Source organism: Streptomyces sp. NPDC052910, from assembly GCF_055585605.1.
On sequence record NZ_JBVJJR010000002.1, the window covers coordinates 855620 to 880970 of the forward strand.

At 72.2% G+C, this 25351-nt stretch carries 15 protein-coding genes; 11 read left to right on the forward strand and 4 right to left on the reverse strand.

Translation table 11 applies throughout. The features are described from left to right. Positions 1-6 precede the first annotated feature (6 nt). The 4 genes from ACZ6X9_RS09310 to ACZ6X9_RS09325 form a co-directional block, all read right to left on the reverse strand. Positions 7-1194: an NAD(P)/FAD-dependent oxidoreductase gene (locus ACZ6X9_RS09310; protein WP_469777322.1), complete on the reverse strand. Its 1188-nt coding sequence runs from the start codon at positions 1192-1194 to the stop codon at positions 7-9. Positions 1195-1228: 34 nt separating this feature from the next. Next, entirely contained in the window at positions 1229-1480 is a 252-nt protein-coding gene (locus ACZ6X9_RS09315; RefSeq protein ID WP_469777323.1) for a phosphopantetheine-binding protein, read from the reverse strand. Next, positions 1477-3048: an amino acid adenylation domain-containing protein gene (locus ACZ6X9_RS09320; protein ID WP_469777324.1), complete on the reverse strand. Its 1572-nt coding sequence runs from the start codon at positions 3046-3048 to the stop codon at positions 1477-1479. Before ACZ6X9_RS09320 ends, ACZ6X9_RS09315 begins: the two co-directional genes overlap by 4 nt. A gap of 105 nt (positions 3049-3153) precedes the next feature. Next, the gene (locus tag ACZ6X9_RS09325) at positions 3154-3369 is read right to left on the reverse strand and encodes an MbtH family protein (protein ID WP_469777325.1); all 216 of its coding nucleotides are present in this window, start codon (positions 3367-3369) and stop codon (positions 3154-3156) included. A 386-nt stretch (positions 3370-3755) separates the two neighbouring features. On the opposite strand from ACZ6X9_RS09325, the gene ACZ6X9_RS09330 reads away from it, so the two are divergent. The 11 genes from ACZ6X9_RS09330 (at position 3756) to ACZ6X9_RS09380 (ending at position 25313) form a co-directional block, all read left to right on the forward strand. Next, complete coding sequence (locus ACZ6X9_RS09330; RefSeq protein WP_469777326.1) at positions 3756-4007, forward strand: phosphopantetheine-binding protein; 252 nt, start codon at positions 3756-3758, stop codon at positions 4005-4007. Beyond that, positions 4004-5254, forward strand: a complete 1251-nt coding sequence (locus ACZ6X9_RS09335; RefSeq protein WP_469777327.1) for a cytochrome P450 — start codon at positions 4004-4006, stop codon at positions 5252-5254. The genes ACZ6X9_RS09330 and ACZ6X9_RS09335 overlap by 4 nt, the downstream gene beginning before the upstream one ends. Further along, positions 5251-5988: a thioesterase II family protein gene (locus tag ACZ6X9_RS09340; RefSeq protein WP_469777328.1), complete on the forward strand. Its 738-nt coding sequence runs from the start codon at positions 5251-5253 to the stop codon at positions 5986-5988. The genes ACZ6X9_RS09335 and ACZ6X9_RS09340 overlap by 4 nt, the downstream gene beginning before the upstream one ends. Positions 5989-6130: 142 nt before the next feature. Then, complete coding sequence (locus ACZ6X9_RS09345) at positions 6131-14788, forward strand: type I polyketide synthase (protein WP_469777664.1); 8658 nt, start codon at positions 6131-6133, stop codon at positions 14786-14788. 1 nt (position 14789) lies between these two features. Beyond that, positions 14790-17888 (forward strand): type I polyketide synthase, encoded by a 3099-nt coding sequence (locus tag ACZ6X9_RS09350; protein WP_469777329.1) that lies wholly within the window; start codon positions 14790-14792, stop codon positions 17886-17888. A 5-nt stretch (positions 17889-17893) separates the two neighbouring features. Further along, positions 17894-21118 carry an AMP-binding protein gene (locus ACZ6X9_RS09355; protein WP_469777330.1) on the forward strand — a complete coding sequence of 1075 codons (3225 nt, stop codon included), beginning with the start codon at positions 17894-17896 and terminating at the stop codon, positions 21116-21118. Between the two features lie 116 nt (positions 21119-21234). Then, complete coding sequence (locus ACZ6X9_RS09360) at positions 21235-21564, forward strand: PadR family transcriptional regulator (protein WP_469777331.1); 330 nt, start codon at positions 21235-21237, stop codon at positions 21562-21564. A gap of 2 nt (positions 21565-21566) precedes the next feature. Then, positions 21567-21929, forward strand: coding sequence for a DUF1048 domain-containing protein (locus ACZ6X9_RS09365; protein ID WP_469777332.1), 363 nt, complete (start codon positions 21567-21569; stop codon positions 21927-21929). A 148-nt stretch (positions 21930-22077) separates the two neighbouring features. After that, the gene (locus tag ACZ6X9_RS09370) at positions 22078-23076 is read left to right on the forward strand and encodes an ATP-binding cassette domain-containing protein (RefSeq protein ID WP_469777665.1); all 999 of its coding nucleotides are present in this window, start codon (positions 22078-22080) and stop codon (positions 23074-23076) included. Continuing rightward, positions 23073-23864 (forward strand): ABC transporter permease, encoded by a 792-nt coding sequence (locus ACZ6X9_RS09375; RefSeq protein ID WP_469777333.1) that lies wholly within the window; start codon positions 23073-23075, stop codon positions 23862-23864. Before ACZ6X9_RS09370 ends, ACZ6X9_RS09375 begins: the two co-directional genes overlap by 4 nt. A 129-nt stretch (positions 23865-23993) precedes the next feature. Next, on the forward strand, positions 23994-25313 hold the full coding sequence (locus ACZ6X9_RS09380; protein WP_469777334.1) for an aminotransferase-like domain-containing protein: 1320 nt from the start codon (positions 23994-23996) through the stop codon (positions 25311-25313). Positions 25314-25351: the final 38 nt, after the last annotated feature.

A 25351-nucleotide genomic window follows, 5' to 3' on the forward strand; every position in this document is an offset into this window, starting at 1 on the left:
CGCCGGTCAGCTCTGGTCGAGTACGGTCAGGAGTTCGTTGTTGTAGAAGTCGTCGAAGGAGTACGCACCCGACACCGTCGAGAAGTAGCGGTCGATCAACTCCTGGTGCCCGACGAGCTTGCGGATCATCTCGGTGTGCCGCTCGGGCTTGAGCTCGGCCACGTTGAGGGCGCCCTGGAAGAAGCTGTAGTGATTGCCGTCCAGGTCCCGCTCGTAACGCTTCAGCGCCGTCTCGAGCGCGGCGTCGTCGTGCAGCCGGTCGCCGATGTGGTCGGTGAGCGTCTGTGCCTGGATGAAGGCGTCGGTGATGCCGCGGGCCGTGATGGAGTCCTTGTGGTGCACCGCGTCGCCGACCAGCACCCAGCCGGGTCCGTAGGCCTTGCGGAAGTAGTTCTCCTGCGCGCCGGTGCCGTACATCTGCTCCACGCGCTCGCCGGCGGACATCCGCTCGAACAGCGCCGGCGCCGTGGTGCGGACGGCTTCGAGGTAGTTGGCCTCCACCGCGGTGCGGACCTCCGCGAACTCGCTCTGCGGGAAGTACGTCATGATCAGCGTGAGGTCGTCGTTGGTGGGGGCGAGGGCGATCCAGCGCCCCGGCCGCTCGTACAGCTCGAAGTTCGCGGGAACCCCGGACCAGTAGCTGTAGTAGGTGCAGGTCATCCGTGGGCGCTCGACGACCATCGGCGCGCCGACCTTGCGGGCCACCAGCGACCGCATGCCGTCCGCGCCGACGACCAGTCGGGCCCGCTCGGTCGCCTCGGCGCCGCCGGGGGTCGTGTACTTCACCCCGACGACCCGGTCGCCCTCGTGGACCAGGCCGGTGACCGCGCAGCCCTCCTGGAAGTCCGCGCCCGCGGCCACGGCCCCGCGCGCGAGGATGGGATCCAGCACGAACCGCCTCGGCGCGTACGTGGTCCGGTGGCCGTCGACCGGCAGGGAGAAGCCCTCCAGCCGGACGCCGAGCGCCTCGTAGCTCTGGCGGTCGATCGGCCGGGCACCCGCCTTGCGGAGCTCGTCGAGCAAGCCCCACTTGGCGAGCAGGGCCACACCGGGCTGGTGGAGGTAGTGCGAGGAGAGGGTGTCCTGCGGAAATTTCGCCTTCTCCAGCAGCAGGACGCGATATCCCTGCCGAGCGAACAGCATGGCCGCCGGCGAACCCGCACAACGGGCACCGATGACAATCACGTCGTACATGACGCCTCACTTACCAAGTGGATTTTCATGGGCCTCAGCAGCCGGAGTCGGATGAATCGGAATGGACGGAGGAGTCGTTCTCCAGGTAGGCGGAGATCGAGGCCACCGTCGGATTGAGGTACATCTGGTCGATGGCGACCTCGACGCCCAGTTCCTCGATGAAGGCGATCTGAATCTTCGACATGATCAGCGACTGGCCGCCGAGGGCGAAGAAATCATCGTCCATCGAAATCTCGTCGTGCCCGAGTTCCCGGCACCAAATGGCGCGCACCCGTTCGGCGATCATCGCGTTCCTCTCGGTCGACAGGAATCGACCAGCACCTTGCGGTCGACCTTTCCGTGCGGGCTCAACGGCAGCCGCGCGATGGTCACGCACCGGGACGGAACCATGTTCCGCGGCAATGTCGTCAGCAAACGGGCGCGCAGGTCGTCCTCGGCGACCTCGCCGTCCGACGGGACGACGAACGCGACGAGTTCCGCCTCGCCGGCGCCGGTGTCGGCCACCACCACCGCGGCCTCCCGGACGCCGTCCAGCCGGCCCAGCGCGCGCTCGATGTCGGCAGGGTCGATGCGCATGCCACGCACCTTCACCTGCGCGTCGGTCCGGCCGAGGACGACCAGGTCGCCGGCCTCGGTGACGTACCCGCGGTCGCCCGTGCGGTACAGCCTGCGCGTCTCACCGTCGACCTCGAGCGTGGTGAACTTCCCGGACTCCGGGCCCGTGCCGTCGAGGTAGCCCGCGCCGACGCTGATCCCGGAAATGCAGATCTCGCCGGACTCCCCCGGCGCGACCCCGCGCAGCTCCTCGTCGAGGAGGTGGATCCCGGTGTTGTGCGCCGGCCTGCCGACCGGCGCGATCTCGTGCTCGCCGGGCCGGTAGCCGGCCAGGTCGAACGAGGTCGCGACGTCCGTGCACTCCGCGACGCCGTACTGGTGCAGCAGGGTGCAGGTGTTGCCCTCGCGCCGCGCCCAGTCCAGGATCCGCTCCGCCTTCAGCGGCTCGCCGCCGAAGAGCACGTAGTCCAACCCGGCGAGCGCCGCACCGCCGCGGGCGGTCTCCCAGTCCACGAGCAGGTACAGCGTGCTGGCGGCGCAGTGCACCGTGCGGATCCCGTGCTCGGTCAGCATCCGGTACGCCAGCAGCGGGTCGAAGTTCCGGCTCGCCATCAGGTACTGGGTGGCGCCGCAGAACAGCGGTGTCATCAGGCTGCGCTGGGAGAGGTCGAACCCGAAGGCGCTGACCACCAGGTTGTGCGAGTCGCGGCTCAGACCGTACTCGACCGTCAGCCAGTTCATCAGGTTGAACCAACCCTCGTGCCGCACGGCGGTGAGCTTCGGCGTCCCGGTCGAGCCGGACGTGAAGACCGCGTAGCAGAGGTCGTCCCCGGTGACGGAGACGTCCGGAGCGGTCGCCGGAAGAGACTGCAACTCGTCGGCCATCCGTGCGAGCTCGACGGTCTCGGCCGCCGCCGACTCGACCAGCCCGGCCGTGTCCGGGGAGGCCACGATCAGGGCGAGGCCGGGAATCCGCTCCACGAGCAGCCGGAGCCGGTCCGCCGGGTAGGCCGGGTCGAGCGGCACGTAGGCCGCGCCCGCCTTCAGCGTGCCGAGGATGGCGACCAGCATGTCGGCCGAGTAGTCGAGGCAGACGCCGACCTTGGCGCCCCGGCCGTGCCCGCGCCCGGTCAGGAAGCGTGCGAACCGGTTCGCCCGCGCGTCCAATTCCGCGTAGGTCACTCGCTGCCCGGCGCAGACGACGGCCAGGGCGTCGGGAGTGGCGGCGGCGTGCGCCTCGAACCGCCCATGGACGACGGGCACCGCGGGCAGATCGACCCGCTTACCCTGAAGGATCATCAACTGCCTCCTGTGCGACTGGTGTCCGGACGGGGCGAGCCCGGCGGCCGCACCCGGGGAAGGGAACCCGTCCGGGGCCCGTCCGGATGGTGCGCCGGGCCTCGGTCAGCCCGCCGCCATGGCCTCCCGCAGGCTCTTCGGGCGCATGTCGGTCCAGTTCCGCTCGACGTATTCCAGGCATTCGGCCTTGGCGGCCTCACCGAAAACCACCCGCCAGCCGGCCGGCACCTCGGAGAAGGTCGGCCACAGGGAGTGCTGCTCCTCGTCGTTGACCACGACGTAGAAGCGGCCGTCCTCGTCGTCAAAGGGGTTCGTGCTCACTGCCACCGTCCTCATTTATTGTCAAGGGCTGACTCGAAAAAGGGGTATCACAGAGCGCCGGCGCGGGTTCAAAGAACGGCGTAATCCTGTCGGCAGGGCGCCCGGCATCCGCAGCCGGCCCGGAATGCCGACGCCACACTATGGACCGGGTCACCAATGCCACAAGGGCAAATGCGTGTCCTGTCAGCGGGACAAGCGGCGCCCGACGGGGCACCCGGCACCGGCGTCCCTTGCGCCGGGCTTCACCGGCCAATTACGTTGGCCCGGAACGGCCCCTCGGGGGCGGATAATTCTCCGGAAGAATACCCGGAATAACTCCCCGGACTCCTTCAGAACGGGAATTCCCGTTCGGTACAGGATTCGGCGCGAAAAAGGAAGGGAAGGCCATGGAATCGTCGGGTGCGCCGGAGTCGCTCGTGCGGGAGGTCGCGGCGCTGTGGGGGGAGCACCTCGGCCCCCGCGACGTCGGAGCGGACGACGAGTTCTTCTCGCTCGGCGGCAATTCGCTGATCGGGATCAAGATCATCGAGCAGGTGTCCCGGGACTACGGCGTCGAGCTGTCCGTCCGCGACTTCTACCTCGCGCAAACCCCGCAGCGGGTGGCCGAGTTGATCGCGCGCGGAAGGACCGGCCGGTGAGGCTTACGCCGGGTCCCGCGCGTGACATCGACCTCGACCGCGTCGACCTGTTCGACCTGGACCTCTACACCTCGGGCGATCCCCACCCGGTCTGGGACGCGATGCGCGTCGAGGCGCCGCTGCACCACCAAGTGCTTGCCGACGGACGGGAGTTCTGGTCGGTCACCCGTTACGAGGATGTCTGCCGGGTGCTCGGCGACCACCGCGCCTTCACCTCCGAGCGTGGCACCGTGGTCACCCACCTCGGGGTGGACGACGTCGCGGCGGGCACGCTGATGACCTCCACCGACCCGCCCCGGCACACCGAGGTCCGCCGGCCGCTCGGCACCAAGCTCACCGCGCGCGCGGTGCGGTCCTGGGAGGACAGCATCCGCCGGACGGTCGTACGGTTCCTCGAACCGGCGCTCGAGGGGGAGGTCTTCGACCTCGCCGAGCGGGCGTTGCTGCTCCCGGCCATGGTCACCGGCCCGCTGCTCGGGATCCCGCAGCGGGACTGGGAGGAACTCGTCCGGCTCACCGCGATGGTGACCGCCCCCTCGGACCCGCACTTCCAGCAGGTCAGCGAGGCCGCGACATTGGCCATCGCCCACCACGAGCTGCTCAGCTACGTCAAGGAGTGGGTCAAGACCCGGCGGGCGGACGGACGCGACGGCGACAGCCTGCTCCACCACCTGATGAGCGTCCGCCCGGGCGGCGCGCCGCTGACCGACGAGGAGATCGCCCTCGACGGCTACAGCATCCTGCTGGGCGCCAATGTGACGACGCCGCACACCGTCTCGGGCACGGTGCAGGCCCTTGTCGAGCGGCCCGAGCAGTTCGAGAAGGCACAGGCCGACCCGTCGCTGATCCCGAACCTGGTCGAGGAGGGACTGCGCTGGACATCGGCCGCCTGCAACTTCATGCGGTACGCGGTGGACGACGTGGAGATCGCCGGTGGCACCGTGCCGGCCCGCGGGGCGGTCGTCGCCTGGATCGGCTCGGCCAACCGGGACGAGGCCCAGTTCCCCGACCCGCACCGCTTCGACATCACGCGCGAGGGCGCGAAGCGCCAGGTCGCGTTCGGGTTCGGCTCGCACTTCTGCATCGGGGCGCCACTGGCCCGGATGACCCTGCGCGTCTTCTTCGAGGAGCTGACCCAGCGGTTCGGGTCGATCGAGCCCGCCGGTGAACCGCAGCACCTGCGCTCGTACTTCATCGCCGGGATGACCCATCTCCCCATCGTCGCCCAGAAACGAAAGACGCCATGACTTCCGGCTCCGCCTCCGCCGCCTCTCCGTGGTTCGTCCGGCCGCGTTCCGCCGACCACCCCGCGCGGCTCTTCTGCTTCCCCTACTCGGGGTCCGGGGCCTCGGCGTTCAGCGCCTGGCCGGCCGCGATCGGCGACGCCGAGGTCTGCCCGGTGCAATTCCCCGGCCGCGAGAACCGGCTGGCCGCGCCCCACTACGGCAGCTACGAGAACCTCGCCGACGAACTGGTCGGGCAGTTGGAACCCTTCCTGGACCGGCCGTTCGCGTTCTTCGGGCACTGTGCGGGCGCACTGCCCGCGTACGAGACCGCCGTCCGGCTCGCCGAACGGGGACTGCCCCGGCCTGAGCGCCTCTTCGTGTCGGGCCAGCCGGCGCCGCACGACGCCTCGCGTGACCGGATGCTCACCATGACCGAGCCCGAGCTGCGCGCCGAACTGGAGGCGGTCGTCCGCGACCGGGGGATCGAGCCCTCCCCCGGCATGATCGAGATGGGCCTGGGCGTACTGCTGCGCGACCTGGACGCCGCGCGAGCGTACCGGCGGGCCGAACCGGTGCCGCTGGACTGCCCCATCGTCGTCCTGCACTGGCGGGACGACCCCGAGGTGACTCCCGATGAGCTCGAAGGGTGGCGCCGGTACGCGGACTCGGTCGAGTTCCGGGTCGTCGCAGGCGGCCACCACGACTTCATGGACGCGCCGGACGAACTGCGGGAGCTGCTGACCACCCGGCGTTGACCCGGTGTCGTTCGACCCCGGACGACCCGCAGCTACACCTGTTCTTCTGGCAACTACCGTGGAGGCCTCGGTGCAGGACGCCGACAACTACCGATCCCGCTCGTCGCACGTCGCCGGTGAGGCCCGGCCGCCGCACGAGGGGGTGGCGCACGAGTCGGAGGCGTCAGCGCGCGAACCCATCGCCGTCGTCGGCGTGTCGTGCCGCCTGCCCGCGGCGGAGAACCCCACCGCCTTCTGGGAGTTGCTGCGCGACGGCCGCAGCGGAATCGGTGACGTACCGACCGACCGCTGGGACGCGCGCCGGCTGCTCGACACCGATGCCACCGCCCCCGGCAAGGTCGTCACCACGCGCGGCGGCTACCTGGGCGACATCGCCGGCTTCGACGCCGACTTCTTCGGGATCTCCCCGAACGAGGCCGCCATGACCGACCCTCAGCAGCGGCTGATGCTGGAACTCGGCTGGGAGGCGCTGGAGGACGCCGGCATCATCCCGGCGGAACTGGCGGGAACGCGGACCGGCGTCTTCGTGGGAGCCATCTGGGACGACTACGCCATCCGCTTCCACAAGCACGGCACCACCCAGCGCATCAACCGCCACACCGTCACCGGACTCCACCGCAGCATCATCGCCAACCGCCTCTCCTACACCCTCGGCCTCAACGGCCCGAGCCTCGCCATCGACGCGGCCCAGTCCTCCTCGCTGGTGGCGGTGCACCTGGCCGCGCAGAGCCTGCGCGCCGGTGAGTGCACGCTCGCGCTCGCCGGCGGCGTCAACCTCGCGATCGCCCCCGAGAGCACCATCGGCTCGACCAAGTTCGGCGCCCTCTCCCCCGACGGGCTGTGCCGGACCTTCGACGCCCGGGCCAACGGCTACGTACGCGGCGAGGGCGGCGTCTACCTGGCCCTGAAGACGCTGTCCCGCGCGAGGGCCGACGGCGACCGGATCTACTGCGTCATCACGGGCAGCGCCGTCAACAACGACGGGGCCACCCCCGGCCTCACCGTCCCCAGCGCCCGCGCCCAGACGGAGGTCATCCGCCGTGCGCACCAGCACGCCGGGACCGCCCCCGAAGACGTTCAGTACGTCGAGCTGCACGGCACCGGCACACCCGTGGGCGACCCCATCGAGGCCGCCGCCCTGGGCGCCGCGCTCGGCACCGGTCTGCCCGCGGACCGGCCGTTGCGCGTGGGGTCGGTGAAGACCAACATCGGTCATCTGGAGGGTGCGGCGGGGGTCGCCGGCCTCCTGAAGACGGTGCTCAGCATCTGGCACCGCGAGCTGCCGCCCAGCCGCAACTTCGAGACGCCCAACCCGGACATCGCCTTCGACGAACTCCGGCTGCGGGTCCAGCAGGACCTCACTCCCTGGCCCCGGCCGGACCGCCCGCTGATCGCGGGCACCAGCTCCTTCGGCATGGGCGGGACCAACTGCCATGTCGTCCTGCGCGAGTGGACGCCCGAGGACAGCACGGCCGGGGCGGACGAGCCGGCGGTGGTGACGGACGGGACGGTGCCGTGGACGCTGTCGGCGAAGTCCCCGGCCGCCCTGGCCGACCAGGCCCAACAGCTCCTCGACCACCTCGACCGCCACCCGCGAACGACCCCCGCCGACATCGGCCACGCCCTCGCCACGACCCGGACGCTCTTCGACCACCGCGCCGTCCTGATCGGCCGCGAACCCGCCGACTTCCGGGCCGCGCTGACCGCACTCGCCGCGGACGAACCTTCACCCCGAGTGGTCACCGCCACCGCGACGGCCCACCCCGCCAAAACCGTCTTCGTCTTCCCCGGCCAGGGCTCCCAATGGACCGGCATGGGCACCCACCTCATGCGCACCTCACCGGTCTTCGCCCAACACCTCACCGCCTGCGCCACCGCACTCCAACCCCACACCGGCTGGAACCTCATCGACGTCCTCCACCAAGCCCCCGGCGCCCCCACCCTCCAAGGCGACGCGGTCGTCCAGCCGGCACTCTGGGCGATGATGGTCTCCCTCGCCCGCCTCTGGGAACACCTGGGCACCACCCCCGACGCCGTCGTCGGCCACTCCCAAGGCGAAATCGCCGCCGCCCACATCGCCGGCATCCTCACCCTCGACGACGCCGCCCGCATCGTCGCCCTCCGCTCCCGGGCTCTCGCCGGGATCGCGGGTCTCAGCGGCATGGTTTCCCTCCCGCTGAGCCTGGCCGACGCCTCGGAGCTGGCCGCGCGCTGGGACGGCCGGCTGCCGGTCGCCGCCGTCAACGGACCGTCGGCCACCGTGGTCGCGGGTGACATCACCGCCGTCGAGGAACTGCTGGCCCACTGCGAGAACGCCGGCATCCGGGCCCGACGCGTCCCGATCGACTACGCCTCCCACACCTCCCACGTGCACCCGCTGCGGGACCGGTTGCTGGACACCCTCGCCTCCGTCCGGGCGCGGCCGGGCACCGTCGCGTTCTACTCCACGGTCGCCGGCCACCTGGGCGGGCCGGTGGCCGACACCACGGTGATGGGCGCCGAGTACTGGTACGAGAACCTGGCGACCGCCGTCCACTTCCGGACCGCCGCCGACTCGCTGCTGGATGACGGGCACACCCTCTTCATCGAGGTCAGCCCCCACCCCGTCCTCACCCACCCCCTCCAGGAGACCTTCGATCACCACCAGGCCGGCCGGCACGCCCGCGCCACCGGCACCCTGCGCCGCGAAGACGACACCTGGCAGCGCGTGCTGACCTCGCTCGCCGCCACCACCCCCGCCCACTGGACCGGCTTCTTCCCCACCACCCCACCCACCCACCTCGACCTGCCCACCTACCCCTTCCAACGACAGCGCCACTGGATCGACCTGCCGGCGGACGGCCCCGCCGACGCCGAGTCCGAGGCCTCCGCCGAGGTGGTCACCGATCGCCCCGAGGACACCACTCGGCTCACCGCTCCCACCGTGTCCTCGCCGCTCCTCGACCGTCTCGGGAAGGCGTCCCGGACCGAGCAGGAGCGGATCCTCACCGACCGGATCCGGGCCGAAGTCGCGGCCATCACCGGACACGTCACCTCGGACACCGTGGACGCCGACCGCACGTTCAAGGACCTCGGCTTCGACTCCTTCGCCTCCGTCGAACTGCGCGACCGCCTGGGCGCCCTCACCGGCCTCAAGCTGCCGGCGCCCCTGCTCTTCGACCACCCGACCCCCACCGCCGTCGCCCGCCACCTCCGAATGGCACTGCTGGGTGCGGACGACGAGCCCGACGGCGCCGCCGCCCACGGTTCTCCGCTCGCCGTCGACGCGGACGAGCCGATCGCGATCGTCGGCATGGCCTGCCGCTATCCGGGGGACGTCCGCGGTCCCGAGGACCTGTGGCGCCTCGTCAGCCAGGGCGTCGACGCCATCTCCGACCTGCCCACCGACCGCGGTTGGGACCTCGGAAGGCTCCTCGACCCCGACCTGGGCCGCCAGGGCACGTCGTACCTCGCCAAGGGCGGGTTCCTGTCCGACGCGGCGAGCTTCGACCCCGCGTTCTTCGGCATCGGCCCGCGCGAGGCGACGGCGATGGACCCGCAACAGCGACTGCTCCTGGAGACCTCCTGGGAGGCCATCGAGCGGGCGGGCATCGACCCGACCGCGCTGCGCGGCAGCCGGACCGGCGTCTTCGTCGGCGCCATGACCCAGGAGTACGGCCCGCGACTGCACGACGGCGCCGCCGGCTACGACGGGTACCTGCTGACCGGCAACACCGCGAGCGTCGCCTCGGGCCGCATCTCGTACACGCTCGGCCTCCAGGGTCCGGCCCTGACGGTGGACACCGCCTGCTCCTCCTCGCTGGTCTCGATACACATGGCCGCTCAGGCTCTGCGCGACGGCGAGTGCGACCTCGCGCTCGCCGGTGGTGTCGCCGTCATGGCGACACCGGGCCTGCTCGTGGAGTTCAGCCGGCAGCGCGGGCTCGCGCCGGACGGACGGTGCAAGGCGTTCGCCGAGGCGGCGGACGGCACGGCCTGGTCGGAGGGCGTGGGTCTGCTGCTGTTGGAGCGGCTCTCCGAGGCGCGGAAGAACGGTCACCGGGTACTGGCGGTGGTCCGCGGGTCGGCGATCAACCAGGACGGCGCGAGCAACGGCCTGACCGCCCCCAACGGGCCCTCCCAGGAGCGCGTGATCCGCCAGGCCCTGGCCGGCGCGGGTCTGTCGGCGCGGGACGTCGACGCCGTCGAGGCGCACGGCACCGGCACCTCCCTCGGTGACCCCATCGAAGCGCAAGCGCTGATCGCCGCGTACGGCCAGGACCGGCCCGAGGGTCGGCCGCTGTTGCTGGGCTCGCTGAAGTCGAACATCGGTCACTCCCAGGCCGCGGCGGGCGTGGGCGGCGTGATCAAGATGGTGATGGCCATGCGGCACGGCACCCTGCCGAAGACCCTCCATGTGGACGAGCCGTCCTCGCACGTGGACTGGACGGCGGGCGCGGTGGAACTGCTCACCGAGGAGCGGTCCTGGCCGGAGACGGGACGCCCGCGTCGCGCGGCGGTCTCTTCCTTCGGCATCAGCGGTACCAACGCCCACCTCATCATCGAACAGGCCCCGCAGGACGAAACCGGCCAGGAGACACCGGAGCCGGTGGTGGTGACGGACGGGACGGTGCCGTGGACGCTGTCGGCGAAGTCCCCGGCCGCCCTGGCCGACCAGGCCCAACAGCTCCTCGACCACCTCGACCGCCACCCGCGAACGACCCCCGCCGACATCGGCCACGCCCTCGCCACGACCCGGACACTCTTCGACCACCGCGCCGTCCTGATCGGCCGCGAACCCGCCGACTTCCGGGCCGCGCTGACCGCACTCGCCGCGGACGAACCCTCACCCCGGGTCGTCACCGGCACCGCGACGACCCACCCCGCCAAAACCGTCTTCGTCTTCCCCGGCCAGGGCTCCCAATGGACCGGCATGGGCACCCACCTCATGCGCACCTCACCGGTCTTCGCCGAACACCTCACCGCCTGCGCCACCGCACTCCAACCCCACACCGGCTGGAACCTCATCGATGTCCTCCACCAAGCCCCCGGCGCCCCCACCCTCCAAGGCGACGCGGTCGTCCAACCGGCACTCTGGGCGATGATGGTCTCCCTCGCCCGCCTCTGGGAACACCTGGGCACCACCCCCGACGCCGTCGTCGGCCACTCCCAAGGCGAAATCGCCGCCGCCCACATCGCCGGCATCCTCACCCTCGACGACGCCGCCCGCATCGTCGCCCTCCGCTCCCGCGCCATCGCACGCATCACGGGCCACGGCGGCATGGTCCACCTGCCCCTCACCGTGGCGGAGACCGAGCAGCTCATCGCCCGCTGGGCGGAGCACGTGGCCGTCGCCGCCGTCAACGGACCGTCGGCCACCGTGGTCGCCGGCGACGCCGACGCGCTCGGCCGGCTCCTCACCCACTGCGAAGCCGAGGGCATCGAGGCCCGCCGGATCCCGGTCGACTACGCCTCCCACACCTCCCACGTCGAGGCGCTCCGGGACGAACTGCTCGACACACTCGCCCCGGTGCGCCCGCGCGCCGCACAGGTGGCGTTCCACTCCACGGTCGGCGAGCACGCCAACGGCCCCATGCCCGACACGACCGTCATGGACGCCGAATACTGGTACGAGAACCTCCGCGCCACCGTGGCCTTCGAAAAAGCCACCCGCGGTCTGCTGGACGACGGGCACACCCTCTTCATCGAGGTCAGCCCCCACCCCGTCCTCACCCACCCCCTCCAGGAGACGGCCGACGACGCCACCGACCGGGCCGCCGTCACCATCACCGGCACCCTGCGCCGCGAAGACGACACCTGGCAGCGCGTGCTGACCTCGCTCGCCGCCACCACCCCCGCGCACTGGACCGGCTTCTTCCCCACCACCCCACCCACCCACCTCGACCTGCCCACCTACCCCTTCCAACGGCAGCGCTACTGGCTCCGGCCGTCCAGTGCCACCGCCGCCGATCCGCATGCCCTCGGTCTGTCCTCGGCCGGCCACGGCCTGCTCGGCGCGGCCGTCGCCCTGGCGGACGGCGACGGGGACGTCTTCACCGGCCACCTGTCGTTGCGCGGCCACCCGTGGCTGGCCGACCACGCCGTCCACGGCACTCCCCTGCTGCCCGGCACCGCGTTCGTCGAACTGGCCCTGCACGCGGGTCAGGCGACCGGCACCCCGCATCTGGAGGACCTCACCCTGGAGGCTCCGCTCCCGCTTCCGGCCGACGGTGGCGTACACCTCCAGGTGCACGCGGCGGCACCCGACGGCGAGGGCCGCCGGGCCCTCACCATCCACTCCCGGTCCGAGGACGCCGACGCCGACCGGTCGTGGACCCGCCACGCCACCGGGGTCCTCACCTCCCGGGAACCCGCGGTGCCGGACCAGGGCGGGTGGGCGGACCCGGCGGTCTGGCCGCCGGCCGGCGCCACCCCCGTGCCCACCGAGACCCTCTACGACGACCTCGCCGACCGCGGCTACCACTACGGCCCCGCTTTCCAGGGTCTGACCGCCGCCTGGCGCCAGGGCGACACCCTCTACGCCGAGGTCGCCCTGCCCACCGACGGCACCACCATCGGTGGCACCGCCGACGCCGCCGAGCACTACGGGCTCCACCCCGCGCTCTTCGACGCCGCGCTCCACGCGATCGTCGGCACCGGTCCCGAGCCGGGAGCGGACCAGGTGCCGCTGCCGTTCGCCTGGTCGGACGTCCGGCTGCACGCCGTGGGCGCCAGGGCGCTGCGCGTCCGGGTCCGCCCCGCCGAGGCGGGCACGCTGCGCATCGGGCTCGCCGACCCCACCGGGCAGCCGGTGGCCGAAGTGGCCTCGCTGGCGATCCGGCCGATCGGCACGGAACATCTGGCGAAGGCCGCCCCGACGGGAGGTCCCGACCATCTGTACCGTCTGGCCTGGATTCCCGCGACCGAGCTGCCGGCCACCGCGACCGGCCGCGTGGCGTTCCTGGGCGCCGCCGTTCCGCAGGCCCTGGTCGCTTCCCTGTCCGGCGGGGGCACGGTCGACTGCCACGAGGGACCGGCCGCGCTGCTGGCGGCCGGCACCCCGCTCCCGGAGCTGGTCGTCGCCACCGGGCTGCTGGAGCGCGGCGGCACCGGCGCGGGCTCGGGCGAGGACGTCCCCGGCGCCGCGCGTGCGGCCGTCCGGTACGCCCTGGAGCTGATCCAGTCGTGGCTGGCCGAGGAGCGGCTGGACCACAGCCGACTGGTGTTCGTCACCAGGAACGCCGTCGCGGCCGGCGCCGGTGCCGAGTCGCCCGGCCCCGCGGACGCCGCGGTCTGGGGTCTGATCCGGACGGCCGAGGCCGAGAACCCGGGCCGCTTCGGCGTGATCGACGTGGCGGACCCGGACGCCGTCGCCGCCGACGCGTTCCGCGCGGCGCTGGTCAGCGGCGAGCCGCAGGTGGCCCTGCGGGACGACGAGCGGCGGCTGTACGTGCCCCGGCTCGTCCGGGAGACCCCGTCGGCCGCGGGCAGCGACGCCGAGCCGGTGGACGCGACCGGCGGCACGGTCCTGATCACCGGCGGCACCGGCACCCTCGGCGCGCTGATCGCGCGTCGGTACGCGGCGGCCGGGCGGGCCGGTCACCTGCTGCTGACCAGCCGGCGCGGCCCCGAGGCGCCGGGCGCGGCCGAGCTGGCCGCCGAACTGTCCGGGCTGGGCGTGAAGGTCACGATCGCGGCCTGCGACACGTCCGACCGCGCGGCCCTCGCCGCGCTCCTCGCGGCCGTCCCGGCCGACCACCCGCTCACCGCCGTCGTGCACACCGCCGGTGTCCTCGACGACGGCACCATCGGCTCGCTGACGGCGGAGCGCGTCGAGCGCGTGTTCCGCCCGAAGGCCGACACCGCCTGGCACCTGCACGAGCTCACCCGTGACACCGGGCTCACCGAGTTCGTCCTCTTCTCCTCGGTGGCGGGCGTGCTCGGTATGCCGGGCCAGGGCAACTACGCCGCGGCCAACGTCTTCCTCGATGCCCTCGCCGAGCGGCGCCGGGCCGCCGGACTCCCCGCCACCTCACTGGCCTGGGGCCTGTGGTCCGACAGCAGCGGCATGACCGGCCACCTGGTGGACGCCGACCTGGCCCGGATGGCCCGCTTCGGGATCAAGCCGATCACGGCGGACGAAGGCGTGGCCCTGTTCGAGGCGGCCCGGGCCGCCGGCACCGCCTGCCTGGTCCCGGCCAGGATCAGCGCGGCCCTGCTCCGTCCGCGACTGGAGAGCGGCACCCTTCCCGCCGTCCTCCGGGGGCTGGTGCGCACTCCCGTCCGCAAGGTCGCCGCGGCCGTGGCGACCGGCGCCGACGCGCTCCGCGACCGGCTGGCCCGGCTCTCCCCCGAGGAAGCCGAGGACACCCTCACCGCCCTGGTCCGCAGCGATGCCGCGCTCGTCCTGGGCCACAGCAGCGCCGACACCGTCAGCCTCGACAAAGCGTTCAAGGAGATCGGTTTCGACTCGCTGGCCGCCGTCGAGCTGCGCAACCGACTGGCCTCCGCGACCGGGCAGCGGCTGGCCGCGACCGTCGTCTTCAGCTACCCGACCCCGCGTGAACTGGGAAGGCACCTGCACGAGTTGCTGCGTCCGGCGCCGGTCACCGGGTCGGCCGAGGACGCGGACATCCGCGAGGTGCTGCGCACCGTCCCGATCGAGGCGCTGCGCAGCGCGGGCCTGCTGGACCTGGTGCTGGCGTGCGCCGGCCGGCCCCAGGCGCCGGACACCGGCACGGCGGACACCGGCACCGACACATTGGCCGCCCTGGACCTGGACGCACTCATCGACCTGGCCCTGGACGAGAGGGGTAACTGACATGGAGAACTCCGGGGAACACCGGACGGAGGACGGTGGCCGGGTCGAACGGGCGCTGCGCGCGCTGCTGGAGGAGCGCGACCGCCTGCGGCAGGAGAACGAGGCCTTGAAGGCCGGCCGCGGGGAGCCGATCGCCGTGGTGGCCATGGCCTGCCGCTACCCGGGGGACGTGTCCTCCCCCGAGGAGTTGTGGGACGTGGTCCGGGACGGCCGGGACGTGGTGGGCGAGTTCCCGAAGGACCGCGGGTGGCCGGACGTCTTCGACCCGGATCCGGACCGGCTCGGCGGCTCGTACACGCGGCACGGCGGCTTCCTGACGGACGCGACCTCCTTCGATCCGGCGTTCTTCGGCATGAGCCCGCGGGAGGCCCTGGCCGTCGACCCGCAGCAGCGCCTGCTGCTGGAAACCTCCTGGGAGGTCTTCGAGCGGGCGGGCATCGTGCCCGCCGATGTGCGCGGCTCCGAGGTCGGCGTCTTCTCCGGGGTGATGTTCCCCGAGTACGGGATGCGGTTCCTGGAAACCGGCGGCGGCGAGCTGGAGGGCTACCTGCTGCAGGGCAGCGCGCTGAGCGTCGCCACCGGCCGGGTGGCGTACCAACTGGGCCTGACCGGACCGGCGGTGACCGTGGAGACGGCGTGCTCGTCCTCGCTGGTGGCCGTGCACCTCGCGATGCGGTCGCTGCGGTCCGGGGAGTGCTCGCTCGCACTGGCCGGCGGAGCGGCGGTGATGGCGACGCAGGCGCTCTTCGTGGAGTTCTCCCGGCAGCGCGGCCTGTCGCCCGACGGCCGGTGCAAGTCCTTCGCGGACGGCGCCGACGGGACGGGGTGGGCCGAGGGCGTCGGCGTCCTGCTCCTCGAACGGCTCTCCGACGCCCGGCGCAACGGCCACCCGGTGCTGGCCGTCCTGCGCGGTTCCGCGGTCAACCAGGACGGCGCCAGCAACGGGCTGACCGCGCCCAACGGCCGGGCCCAGGAGAAGGTGATCCGCACGGCGCTGGCCAACGCCGGAGTGTCGGCCGCCGAGGTGGACCTGGTGGAGGCCCACGGCACCGGGACCACGCTGGGGGATCCCGTCGAGGCGGGTGCCCTGCTGGCGACCTACGGCCAGGGCCGGGCCGAGGACAAGCCGCTCCGGCTGGGGTCCCTGAAGTCGAACATCGGTCACTCGATGGCCGCCGCCGGCGTCGGCGGGATCATCAAGACCGTCATGGCGATGCGCCACCGGTACCTCCCCAAGACTCTGCACGTGGACGCGCCCTCGCGCCACGTCGACTGGTCGTCCGGTGCCGTCGAACTACTGGTGGAGGGCCGTGAGTGGATCCGGGCGGACGGTCATCCGCGGCGTGCCGGCGTCTCCTCGTTCGGCGTCAGCGGCACCAACGCCCACGTCATCCTGGAGGAGGCACCGGAAGAGGAACCCGAGCCGGAGCGCGCGCCGAGTGTCGTCGGCGGCCTCGTGCCCTGGGTGCTGTCCGGCCGCACCCCGGCCGCCGTCGAGCGGCAGGCCCGCAGACTGCGCGAGGCGGCCGCCGCCGACCCGGGCCTCGACCTCGCCGCCGCCGGCTGGTCGCTGGTGTCGGGCCGGACCCGCTTCGAGCACCGCGCCGTGGTGCTGGGCCGCGGCCGCGAGGAGTTGCTGAGCGGCCTGGCCGCGCTCGCCGACGGCGAGGAGTCCGCCGCGGTGGTGCGCGGCGCGGCCGGCGAGCCCGGTGGCGCGGTCTTCGTGTTCCCCGGCCAGGGGTCCCAGTGGGTCGGAATGGGCCGTCAACTGTACGAGGTCTTCCCGGTCTTCGCGCGCAGCCTCGACGCGTGCGCCGGGGCGCTGTCCGAGTGGGTGGACTGGTCGCTGCTCGACGTGCTGCGTGGCGTGCCGGGCGCACCGGCGCTGGACCGGGTGGACGTGGTCCAGCCGGCGCTGTTCTCCGTGATGGTCGCCACGGCCGCCCTGTGGCGGTCCTGGGGCGTGGAGCCGGCCGCGGTGGTGGGACACAGCCAGGGCGAGATCGCCGCCGCCCACGTCTGCGGCGCGCTGTCGCTGCGTGACGCCGCCAAGGTCGTGGCGCTGCGCAGCAAGGCCCTGGTGGAACTGGTCGGCCACGGCGGAATGGCCTCGGTCGCGGAGTCCGCGGAGGTGGTGGCGGCCCGGCTGGCACCGTGGCAGGACCGGGTGAGCATCGCCGCGGTCAACGGCCCCCGGGCCGTGGTGGTCTCCGGCGAGCCCGAGGCGCTCGACGAGTTCGTCGGGAAGATGCGGGCCGAGGGCGCGCAGGCCAAGCGGATCCCGGTCGACTACGCCTCCCATTCGCACCATGTGGCCCGGGTCCGCGACCGGGTGACCGGCCCGCTGGCCGGCCTGAGCCCGCGGACGTCGGCGGTGCCGTTCCACTCGACCCGGTACGGCAGGGCCGTCGACACAGCCGCGCTGGACGGCGAGTACTGGTACGGCAACCTGCGCGAGCAGGTCCTCTTCGAGCCCACCGTCCGCCGGCTGGCCGAGAGCGGGTTCCGGGTCTTCGTCGAGATGGGTCCGCACCCCGTACTGACCGTGCCGGTGCAGGAGACCGTCGAGGACTTGGACGACGCGGTGGTGCTGTCCTCGGCGCGCCGGGACCGCGGGGAGGTCGAGGCCGTGCTCGGTTCGCTGGCCCGACTGCACGTCCACGGCGGGCCGGTGGCCTGGGACGCGCTGTTCGGGACGCGCCGCCGGGTGGAACTGCCGACGTACGCGTTCCAGCGGCAGCGCTACTGGCTGGACTCCTCACCGGCGGGCGGGACGGCGCCGGTGCCGGAGGTGCCCGCGCCGGAGGAGGAGCCCGTCGCCCTGCCGGACGTGCTCGCCGCCCTGTCCGCGGAGGAGGCGGCGACGTTCGTCCTGGAGCACGTCCGCAAGAAGGTCGCCGCCGTGCTGGGGCACGCCTCCCACCAGGCGATCGAACCGGACCGGGAGTTCCAGGAGATCGGCTTCGACTCACTGCTCTCGATGCAGTTGAGCAAAAGCCTGGCCACGACGACCGGACTCCGGCTGAGGCCGAACCTCGTGCTGCGGCACCCGACACCTCGGCGGGTCGCCGAGCACATCATGACCGAGTTGAAAGGATGATCCCTGTGCGTTCGTTCGGTGCGTCGTCGGCACATGAAGGGCTGTGGCGGGCGCAGGAGATGTTCCCCGACACGCTCAACCACGCGTTGACGCTGTGGGAGGTGGACGGCGAGCTCGACGCGGCGGTCATGGAGTCCGCCCTGCGGCACGTGATGGGCGAGGCGGAGGTGCTGCGCGTCAACTTCGTCGACGGCGACGGCGGGTTGCGCCTGGTGCCCCGGGAGCTGGGCGACTGGCGGCCGTTCTTCCTGGACGTCCGTGCCGAGTACGATCCGGAGGGGGCGGCCCGCGAGGCGCTGGCCGACGTGCTGCGGCAGCCCTTCGACCTGGAGCGGGATCTGCTGTTCCGGCTGGGCGTGGTCCGGCTCGCGGCGGCCCGCTCGCTGCTGGTGATCGTCTACCACCATCTGATCTCGGACGGCTACGGCGCGTCCTTCCTGCTGTCGCGGCGCTTCGCCGAGGTGTACACGGCACTCTCGCGGGGTGCGGACGTGCCCGAGCCGGCCCATCCGTGGGACGCCGAGTCGTTCGCGGCCGAGACGGCCAGGTACCGCGTCTCCGAACAGGCGGCCCAGGACCGGGAGTTCTGGCGCGACTACCTCGCGGACGCGCCCGCCCCCGCACAGGTGCCGCGCGTCGCGCTGTCCGCGGCGATGCGCTCCGCGCTCTCCGAACCGCTGGGCGACGCCGACCGCTGGGGTGAACTGACCGAACCCATCGGCATGGTGAGCCGGACCCTGACCGTGCCGCGTGCCGAGGCGGACGGGTGGGCCGAGGCCGCGCGGTCCATGGGCGTGTGGCTGTCCTCGATGGTGACCGCCGCCACGGCGGTGTTCCTGCGGCACCGCTGTGACAGTCCGGAGTTCCTCTTCTCGCTGGCCGTGGGCAACCGGGTGGGGGTGGCGAGCCGGACGCCCGGCCTGGCGGTGAACGTGGTGCCGGTGCGGGTGAAGGTCCCGCTCGGCGCGACCTTCGGCGAGATCGCCGAGGCGATCGGCGACGAAACGTACGAGATCTTCGGCCACTCGGCCTGTCACTACTCGGAGATCCAGCGCGCGAGCGGCACCGTCCTGGACGGCCGGGGCAGTTTCGGCGCCGTCGTGAACGTCGTCGAGTTCCCGCAGCGCCTGCTCTTCGGTGACAGCCCGGCCACCTTCCTCGCCGGTACCACCGGCACCTTCGAGGAACTGGCGATCGGCGTCTACGGCAACGGCAGCGCCGACAGCGATCTGTACCTGAGACTGGACGCCCCCGCGAGCCTGTACTCCCGCGCCGAGCTGCGCTTCCTCGGCGAGGACCTGATCGCGCACATCAACGCCCTGCTGGCCGACGGCGACCGGCCGGTCGGGGCGCTGGACCCGACGGGCGGCGCCGGGTGGGGCCGGGCGCTCGCGGCGCCGGCCGGCCCGGCCGACAGCGGCGCCACGGTTCCGGAACTGTTCGCCCGCCAGGTGGAGCGGACGCCCGACGCCGTCGCGCTGGTGTCCGGTGACTCCACCGTCTCGTACCGGGAGCTCGACGAGCGCTCCGACCGCCTGGCCGGGGCGCTGCGCCGGCGGCGGGTGGGACCGGAAACGGTGGTGGCGGTGGGCCTCCCCCGGTCGGTCGACCTGGCGGTCGTCCTGCTGGCGGTGGCGAAGGCGGGCGGAGCCTGTCTGCCGGTCGACGCGGCGGCCCCGGCGGAGCGGATCGCTTCGGCGGTCCGCGGCCTCCCGGCCCGGTTCCTGCTCACCGACCGGACGACGGCCGACACGCTGCCCGATGATCCGGCCGTGCCGCTGGTCCTGCTCGACGACCTCGAACAGGAAGCCGGCGGCGACCGGGTGACGGACGTTCCGATGCCGGGGCATGCGGACGGCCTGCTGGCCCTGACGCACGGCTCCGGGCCGGCCGGCACGGCCACCGCCGTCGCCGTGACGCACCGCAACCTGACGCGGTTCGTCCTGGACGGCCGGTGGCGGGAGCGGGGCGGCGTCGGCGTGCTGTGGCAGACGCCGGCCACCTCCCAGGGGCTTCCCCTCGAACTGTGGGTGCCGCTGCTGACCGGCGGCCGGGTGCTCGTGGCGCCTCCGGGGGAACCGGACCCCGACGCCCTGGCCGGGGCGCGAGCGGCGCACGGGATCTGCACGGTCTGGCTGCCCGCCGGCGTCTTCTCGGCGATCGCGGCGGAACGCCCCGGGGTGCTCGCCGGGTTGCGTGAGGTGTGGACCGGTGGCGGCGACCGGGTGCCCGCCGCCGCGGTGCGCGCGGTACGGGACGCCTGCCCCGGGCTGACGGTCGTCATCAGCCACGGCCCGACGGGATCGACCGTGTTCGCCGAGCCGCACGACCCGGGCGCGGACGCACCGGTGGACGACCCCGGCGCGGCCGGGCGTCCGATGGACGGCACCGTCCTCCTCGTCCTGGGCCCGGGGCTGGTGCCCGTCCCGGCAGGCGTGGCAGGCGAGTTGTACATCGCGGGGACCAGTGTGGCGCGCGGCTTCCCCGGACGGCCGGGGGCGACCGCCGAACGGTTCGTGCCGTGCCCCGCCGGTCCGCCCGGCGGACTCATGTACCGCACGGGCGACCGGGCGCGGTGGACCGGCGACGGACTCCTCGAACACCTGGGCCCGGCCGACGCCCGGGCGGAGATCCGGGGTGTCCGGGTCGAGCCGGCCGAGGTCGAGGAGGTGCTGTCCGGGCATCCCGGGCTGGCCCGGTCGGTGGTGGTCGCCCGGACGGACGACGCCGGGCAGCGGCGGCTGGTGGCCTACGTGGTCCCTGTGGGCGACAGTGGTGCCGGGGCCGGCCCTTCCTCCGCGGACCTACGCCGGTTCGCCGCCGAGCGGCTGCCGGAGGTCATGGTGCCGTCGGTGTTCGTGCCGCTGGAACGCCTGCCGGAGACCGCCGGCGGCTGGGTGGACCGGGCGGCGCTGCCCGCGCCCGCGTTCGACGGACCGTACCGAGCCCCGCGCAACCGCACCGAGCGGATCCTGGCCGAGGCCTTCGCCGAAGTCCTCGAACTGGGCCGGACGATGGGCATCGACGAGGACTTCTTCGAGCTCGGCGGCAACTCCCTGCGAGCGATCCGGCTGGTGGGCCTGATCCGGGCGGAGTTGAACCAGGAGGTGTCCATCCGCACGCTGTTCGCGGCGCGCAGCATCGCCGGCCTGTCCGACCTGTGGGAGGACGTCGCCCGGTCCGACAGGCCCGCCCTGCGCCGCAGGACGAAGGACGGCGCGGTTCTGTGAGCGCCGCCCTTCGGACGGCCGACGGATTCACTATTCCCTCTTGCTAGGTACCAGTAGTCAGCGTTACTGTGTAGCAGTACTCAGCGTCACCAACTAGTACAGGAGGGAGGTGCTCCATGGCCAAGCTCGTGACGGAAATGCTCAAGGGCACCCTGGAGGGCGTCATCCTCGCGTCGCTGTCCGACCGGCCCGCCTACGGCTACGAGATCACGGCGCGGCTGCGGGAGCAGGGCTTCTCCGACATCGCCGAAGGGACCATCTACGCGCTGCTCCTCCGAGTGGAGAAGCGCGGTCTCGTCGACGTGCGAAAGGTCTCCTCGGAGAAGGGGCCGCCGCGGAAGGTGCACTCGCTCAACGCCCAGGGGCGGGAGTACCTCGAAGAGTTCTGGAGGACATGGAGTTTCCTCGCGGAACGACTGGAGCAGCTACGCGAAGGGAACAAATGACCATGACCGACGAGAGCACCGGTTTCATCGCCAAGGTGATCGGGCCCAAGAAGCGCTGGAAGGCCTACAAGGCCCGCACCAAAGAACTGCCCGCGAACCACCGGGCCGCGGTCGAGGCGATCGAGCACTACCTGATGCACTTCGTGCCGATCGACGCCGACAGCAACGCGTCGATGTTCGAGGACCTCCTCGACCTGTTCGAGCAGGCCGTGGCCGACGGAACGTCGATCCGCGAGATCGTCGGCGAGGACCCGGCGGAGTTCGCCGACACGTTCGCCCGGAATTACTCGGAGGCCGGCGGCACCTACATACCGGCCGGCGCCCGGAAGAAGCTGACCGACCACATCGCCCGCGCCGCGCGCTAATTCAGGCGAGGGGCCGATGGTCCCGTGGCGCGGACCCCTCCGCGCCACGGGACCTGTCCCCCCATCCCGGGCAACACCCTCCTCAAGCCTCACTCCCCCCCAAGCCAACTCAGCCTCCGAACGGGAGCACTTCATGGCGTCACCAGTCATGCCCACATCCGGCAGGGGCGACGGCCGGCCGTCGTCGGCCGCCATCTCCGCCGTCGGTCTGCGCAAGTCGTTCGGCGACAAGGTGGTCCTCGACGGCATCGACCTGCACATCCCCTCCGGGTCCGTGTTCGCGCTGCTCGGCCCGAACGGCGCCGGCAAGACCACCGCCGTGAAGATCCTCTCCACCCTGATCGGCGCCGACGCGGGACAGGCGCAGGTCGCCGGCCACGACCTCGCCACCAATCCGCAGGCCGTGCGCGCCGCGATCGGCGTCACCGGCCAGTTCTCCGCCGTCGACGGCCTGATCACCGGCGAGGAGAACATGCTCCTCATGGCCGACCTGCACCACCTGTCCAAGCAGGAGGGCCGCCGGATCACCGCCGAGCTCCTGGAGCGCTTCGACCTGGTGGAGGCCGCGAAGAAGCCCGCCAACACCTACTCCGGCGGTATGAAGCGCCGCCTTGACATCGCCATGACCCTGGTCGGCAGCCCGCGGATCATTTTCCTCGACGAGCCGACCACCGGTCTCGACCCGCGCAGCCGGCACAACATGTGGCAGATCATCCGCCGGCTCGTCACCGGTGGCGTCACCGTCTTCCTCACCACCCAGTACCTGGAGGAGGCGGACGAGCTCGCCGACCGCATCGCCGTCCTCAACAACGGCAAGATCGCCGCCGAGGGAACCGCCGAGGAGCTCAAGCGGCTCATCCCGGGCGGACACGTCCGACTGCGCTTCACCGACCCGAACGCCTACCAGGCCGCCGCCGCCGCGCTGCGCGAGGTCACCCGGGACGACGAGGCGCTCGCCCTGCAGATCCCCAGCGACGGCACCCCGCGCGAGCTGCGCGCCATCCTCGACCTGCTGGACGCCACCGCCATCGAGGCGGACGAACTGACCGTGCACACCCCCGACCTCGACGACGTGTTCTTCGCCCTCACCGGCCCCGCCACCGTCCCCGCCGCCGTCCCCGACCAGCCCAAGGAGAGCGTCCGATGAGCTCCCTCTCGCTCGCTGTCCGCGACTCGACCACAATGCTGCGCCGCAACCTGCTGCACGCACGGCGCTACCCGTCCGGCACGCTGAACCTGCTGCTCGCGCCGATCATGCTGCTGCTGCTCTTCGTCTACATCTTCGGCGACGTGATGAGCGCGGGCATCGGCGGCGGCAGCGCCGACCGCTCCGAGTACATCGCCTACATCGTGCCCGGCATCCTGATGATGACCATCGGCAGCACCGTGATCGGCGCCGCGGTGTACATGTCCATGGACATGAGCGAGGGCCTGATCGCCCGCTTCCGCACCATGTCGATCCACCGTGGTTCCGTGGTCATCGGACACGTCGTCGGCAGCGTGCTGCAGTGCGTCGCCAGCGTCATCCTGGTCGGCGCCGTGGCCCTGGCCATCGGCTTCCGCTCGCACGACGCCACCGCCCTGGAGTGGCTCGCCGCGCTGGGCCTGATCGTGATGTTCGCCCTGGCCTTCACCTGGCTCGCGGTCGGCATCGGATTGGGCAGCCCGAACGCCGAGGCCGCCGCCAACAGCGCCCAGCCGCTGATCCTCCTCCCGATGATCTCCAGCGCCTTCATCCCGGCCGACACGATGCCGGGCTGGTTCAAGCCGATCGCCGAGTACCAGCCCTTCACCCCGGCCATCGAGACCCTCCGCGGCCTGCTGCTCGGTACCGAGATCGGCAACAACGGCTGGATCGCGGTCGGCTGGTGCGTCGCCCTGACCGCCCTCGGCTACCGCTGGTCGATGGTGCAGTTCAACCGCGACCCCAAATAAGCCGACGGGCTGAACCCCCGCAGCCCGTCCCTGAAGGGCGGCGTACCCCGGCCTCACGCCGGCGGTACGCCGCCCGGCCGGTGTGCCCGGCCAGGACCACGACCACAGACCCAAGGGGTGGGACACCGCATGAACAACGAGCTCTCGGCAGACCGACCGGTCCGACTGTCCTTGGCCGACCTCCACGATTCGCTGAACACGCCGGTCAGCGAATCGATGAACTTCCTCAACGAAGTGGCGCAGCGCTTTCCGGACGCCGTCTCCCTGGCGGCCGGGCGTCCGTACGAGGGCTACTTCGACCTCGACGACATCCACCGCTACCTCGACGCCTACCGCGCCCACCTGACGGCGAAGCTCGACGGCGACGAGCCGGCGGTGCGCCGGACGATCATGCAGTACGGGCGCACCAAGGGCATCATCCACGACCTGGTCGCCCGGCACCTGGCCGTGGACGAGGGCATCACCGCGGACCCGGAGTCCATCGTGGTCACGGTCGGCTGCCAGGAGGCGCTGTACCTGACGCTGCGTGCCCTGCGCTCCGGCGACCAGGACGTCTTGCTGGCGGTGACGCCGAGCTACGTCGGGATCCACGGAGCAGCCCAGCTCGTCGACATGCCGCTGCTTCCGGTCCGGGAGTCGTCCGAGGGCATCGATCTCGACGACCTGAGGACGGTCGTCGCCGCCGCCAAGGCCGACGGGCTGCGTCCCCGGGCCCTGTACATCGTGCCCGACTTCGCCAACCCGACCGGGGCCAGGCTGAGCCGGGAGGCGCGGGAGCGACTGCTCGCGATCGCCGCCGACCAGGACTTCCTCATCCTGGAGGACAACCCGTACGGCTTGTTCGGCGACCCCGCCGGACCGCCGACCATCAAGTCCCTTGACACCTCGGCGCGGGTGGTCTACCTGGGCTCGTTCGCCAAGACCGGCATTCCGGGCGCCCGCGTCGGCTATGTGGTCGCGGACCAAGAGGTGACCGGCGGCTCCGGCGGCTCTCGGACGCTGGCCGACCAGCTCTCGAAAATCAAGAGCATGGTCACGGTGAACACGTCGCCGATCGCCCAGGCCGTCGTCGCAGGGAAGCTGCTGACGAACGACTACAGTCTGCGTGCGGCCAACGCCCGCGAGATCGCCACCTACCGGGAGAACCTCCGTCAGGTGCTGGCCGGGCTGGAGCGGCGCCTCGGCGGTGGGAAATTCCCCGGCGTCTCCTGGAACACGCCCGCCGGCGGCTTCTTCGTCCTCGTCACCGTTCCCTTCCCGGCCGACGACGAGCTGCTGGAGCGGAGCGCCCGCGACCACCGGGTCCTGTGGACGCCGATCCATCATTTCTACGCCGACTCGAAGCCGCGGAACGTCATGCGGCTGTCCTTCAGCCACCTCCGGCCGGAGGAGATCGAGACCGGACTCGACCGGCTCGCCCTCCTCATCGAGAAGCAGACCGGGCACTGACACCGACGGCTGCCGGCTCCCTCCTTCCGACCACACCG

Coding starts and splice junctions, on each gene's coding strand:
- ACZ6X9_RS09310 (WP_469777322.1), bottom strand. CDS start 1,194: ATGTACGACGTGATTGTCATCGGTGCCCGTTGTGCGGGTTCGCCGGCG.
- ACZ6X9_RS09315 (WP_469777323.1), bottom strand. CDS start 1,480: ATGATCGCCGAACGGGTGCGCGCCATTTGGTGCCGGGAACTCGGGCAC.
- ACZ6X9_RS09320 (WP_469777324.1), bottom strand. CDS start 3,048: ATGATCCTTCAGGGTAAGCGGGTCGATCTGCCCGCGGTGCCCGTCGTC.
- ACZ6X9_RS09330 (WP_469777326.1), top strand. CDS start 3,756: ATGGAATCGTCGGGTGCGCCGGAGTCGCTCGTGCGGGAGGTCGCGGCG.
- ACZ6X9_RS09340 (WP_469777328.1), top strand. CDS start 5,251: ATGACTTCCGGCTCCGCCTCCGCCGCCTCTCCGTGGTTCGTCCGGCCG.
- ACZ6X9_RS09350 (WP_469777329.1), top strand. CDS start 14,790: ATGGAGAACTCCGGGGAACACCGGACGGAGGACGGTGGCCGGGTCGAA.
- ACZ6X9_RS09360 (WP_469777331.1), top strand. CDS start 21,235: ATGGCCAAGCTCGTGACGGAAATGCTCAAGGGCACCCTGGAGGGCGTC.
- ACZ6X9_RS09365 (WP_469777332.1), top strand. CDS start 21,567: ATGACCGACGAGAGCACCGGTTTCATCGCCAAGGTGATCGGGCCCAAG.
- ACZ6X9_RS09370 (WP_469777665.1), top strand. CDS start 22,078: ATGCCCACATCCGGCAGGGGCGACGGCCGGCCGTCGTCGGCCGCCATC.
- ACZ6X9_RS09375 (WP_469777333.1), top strand. CDS start 23,073: ATGAGCTCCCTCTCGCTCGCTGTCCGCGACTCGACCACAATGCTGCGC.
- ACZ6X9_RS09380 (WP_469777334.1), top strand. CDS start 23,994: ATGAACAACGAGCTCTCGGCAGACCGACCGGTCCGACTGTCCTTGGCC.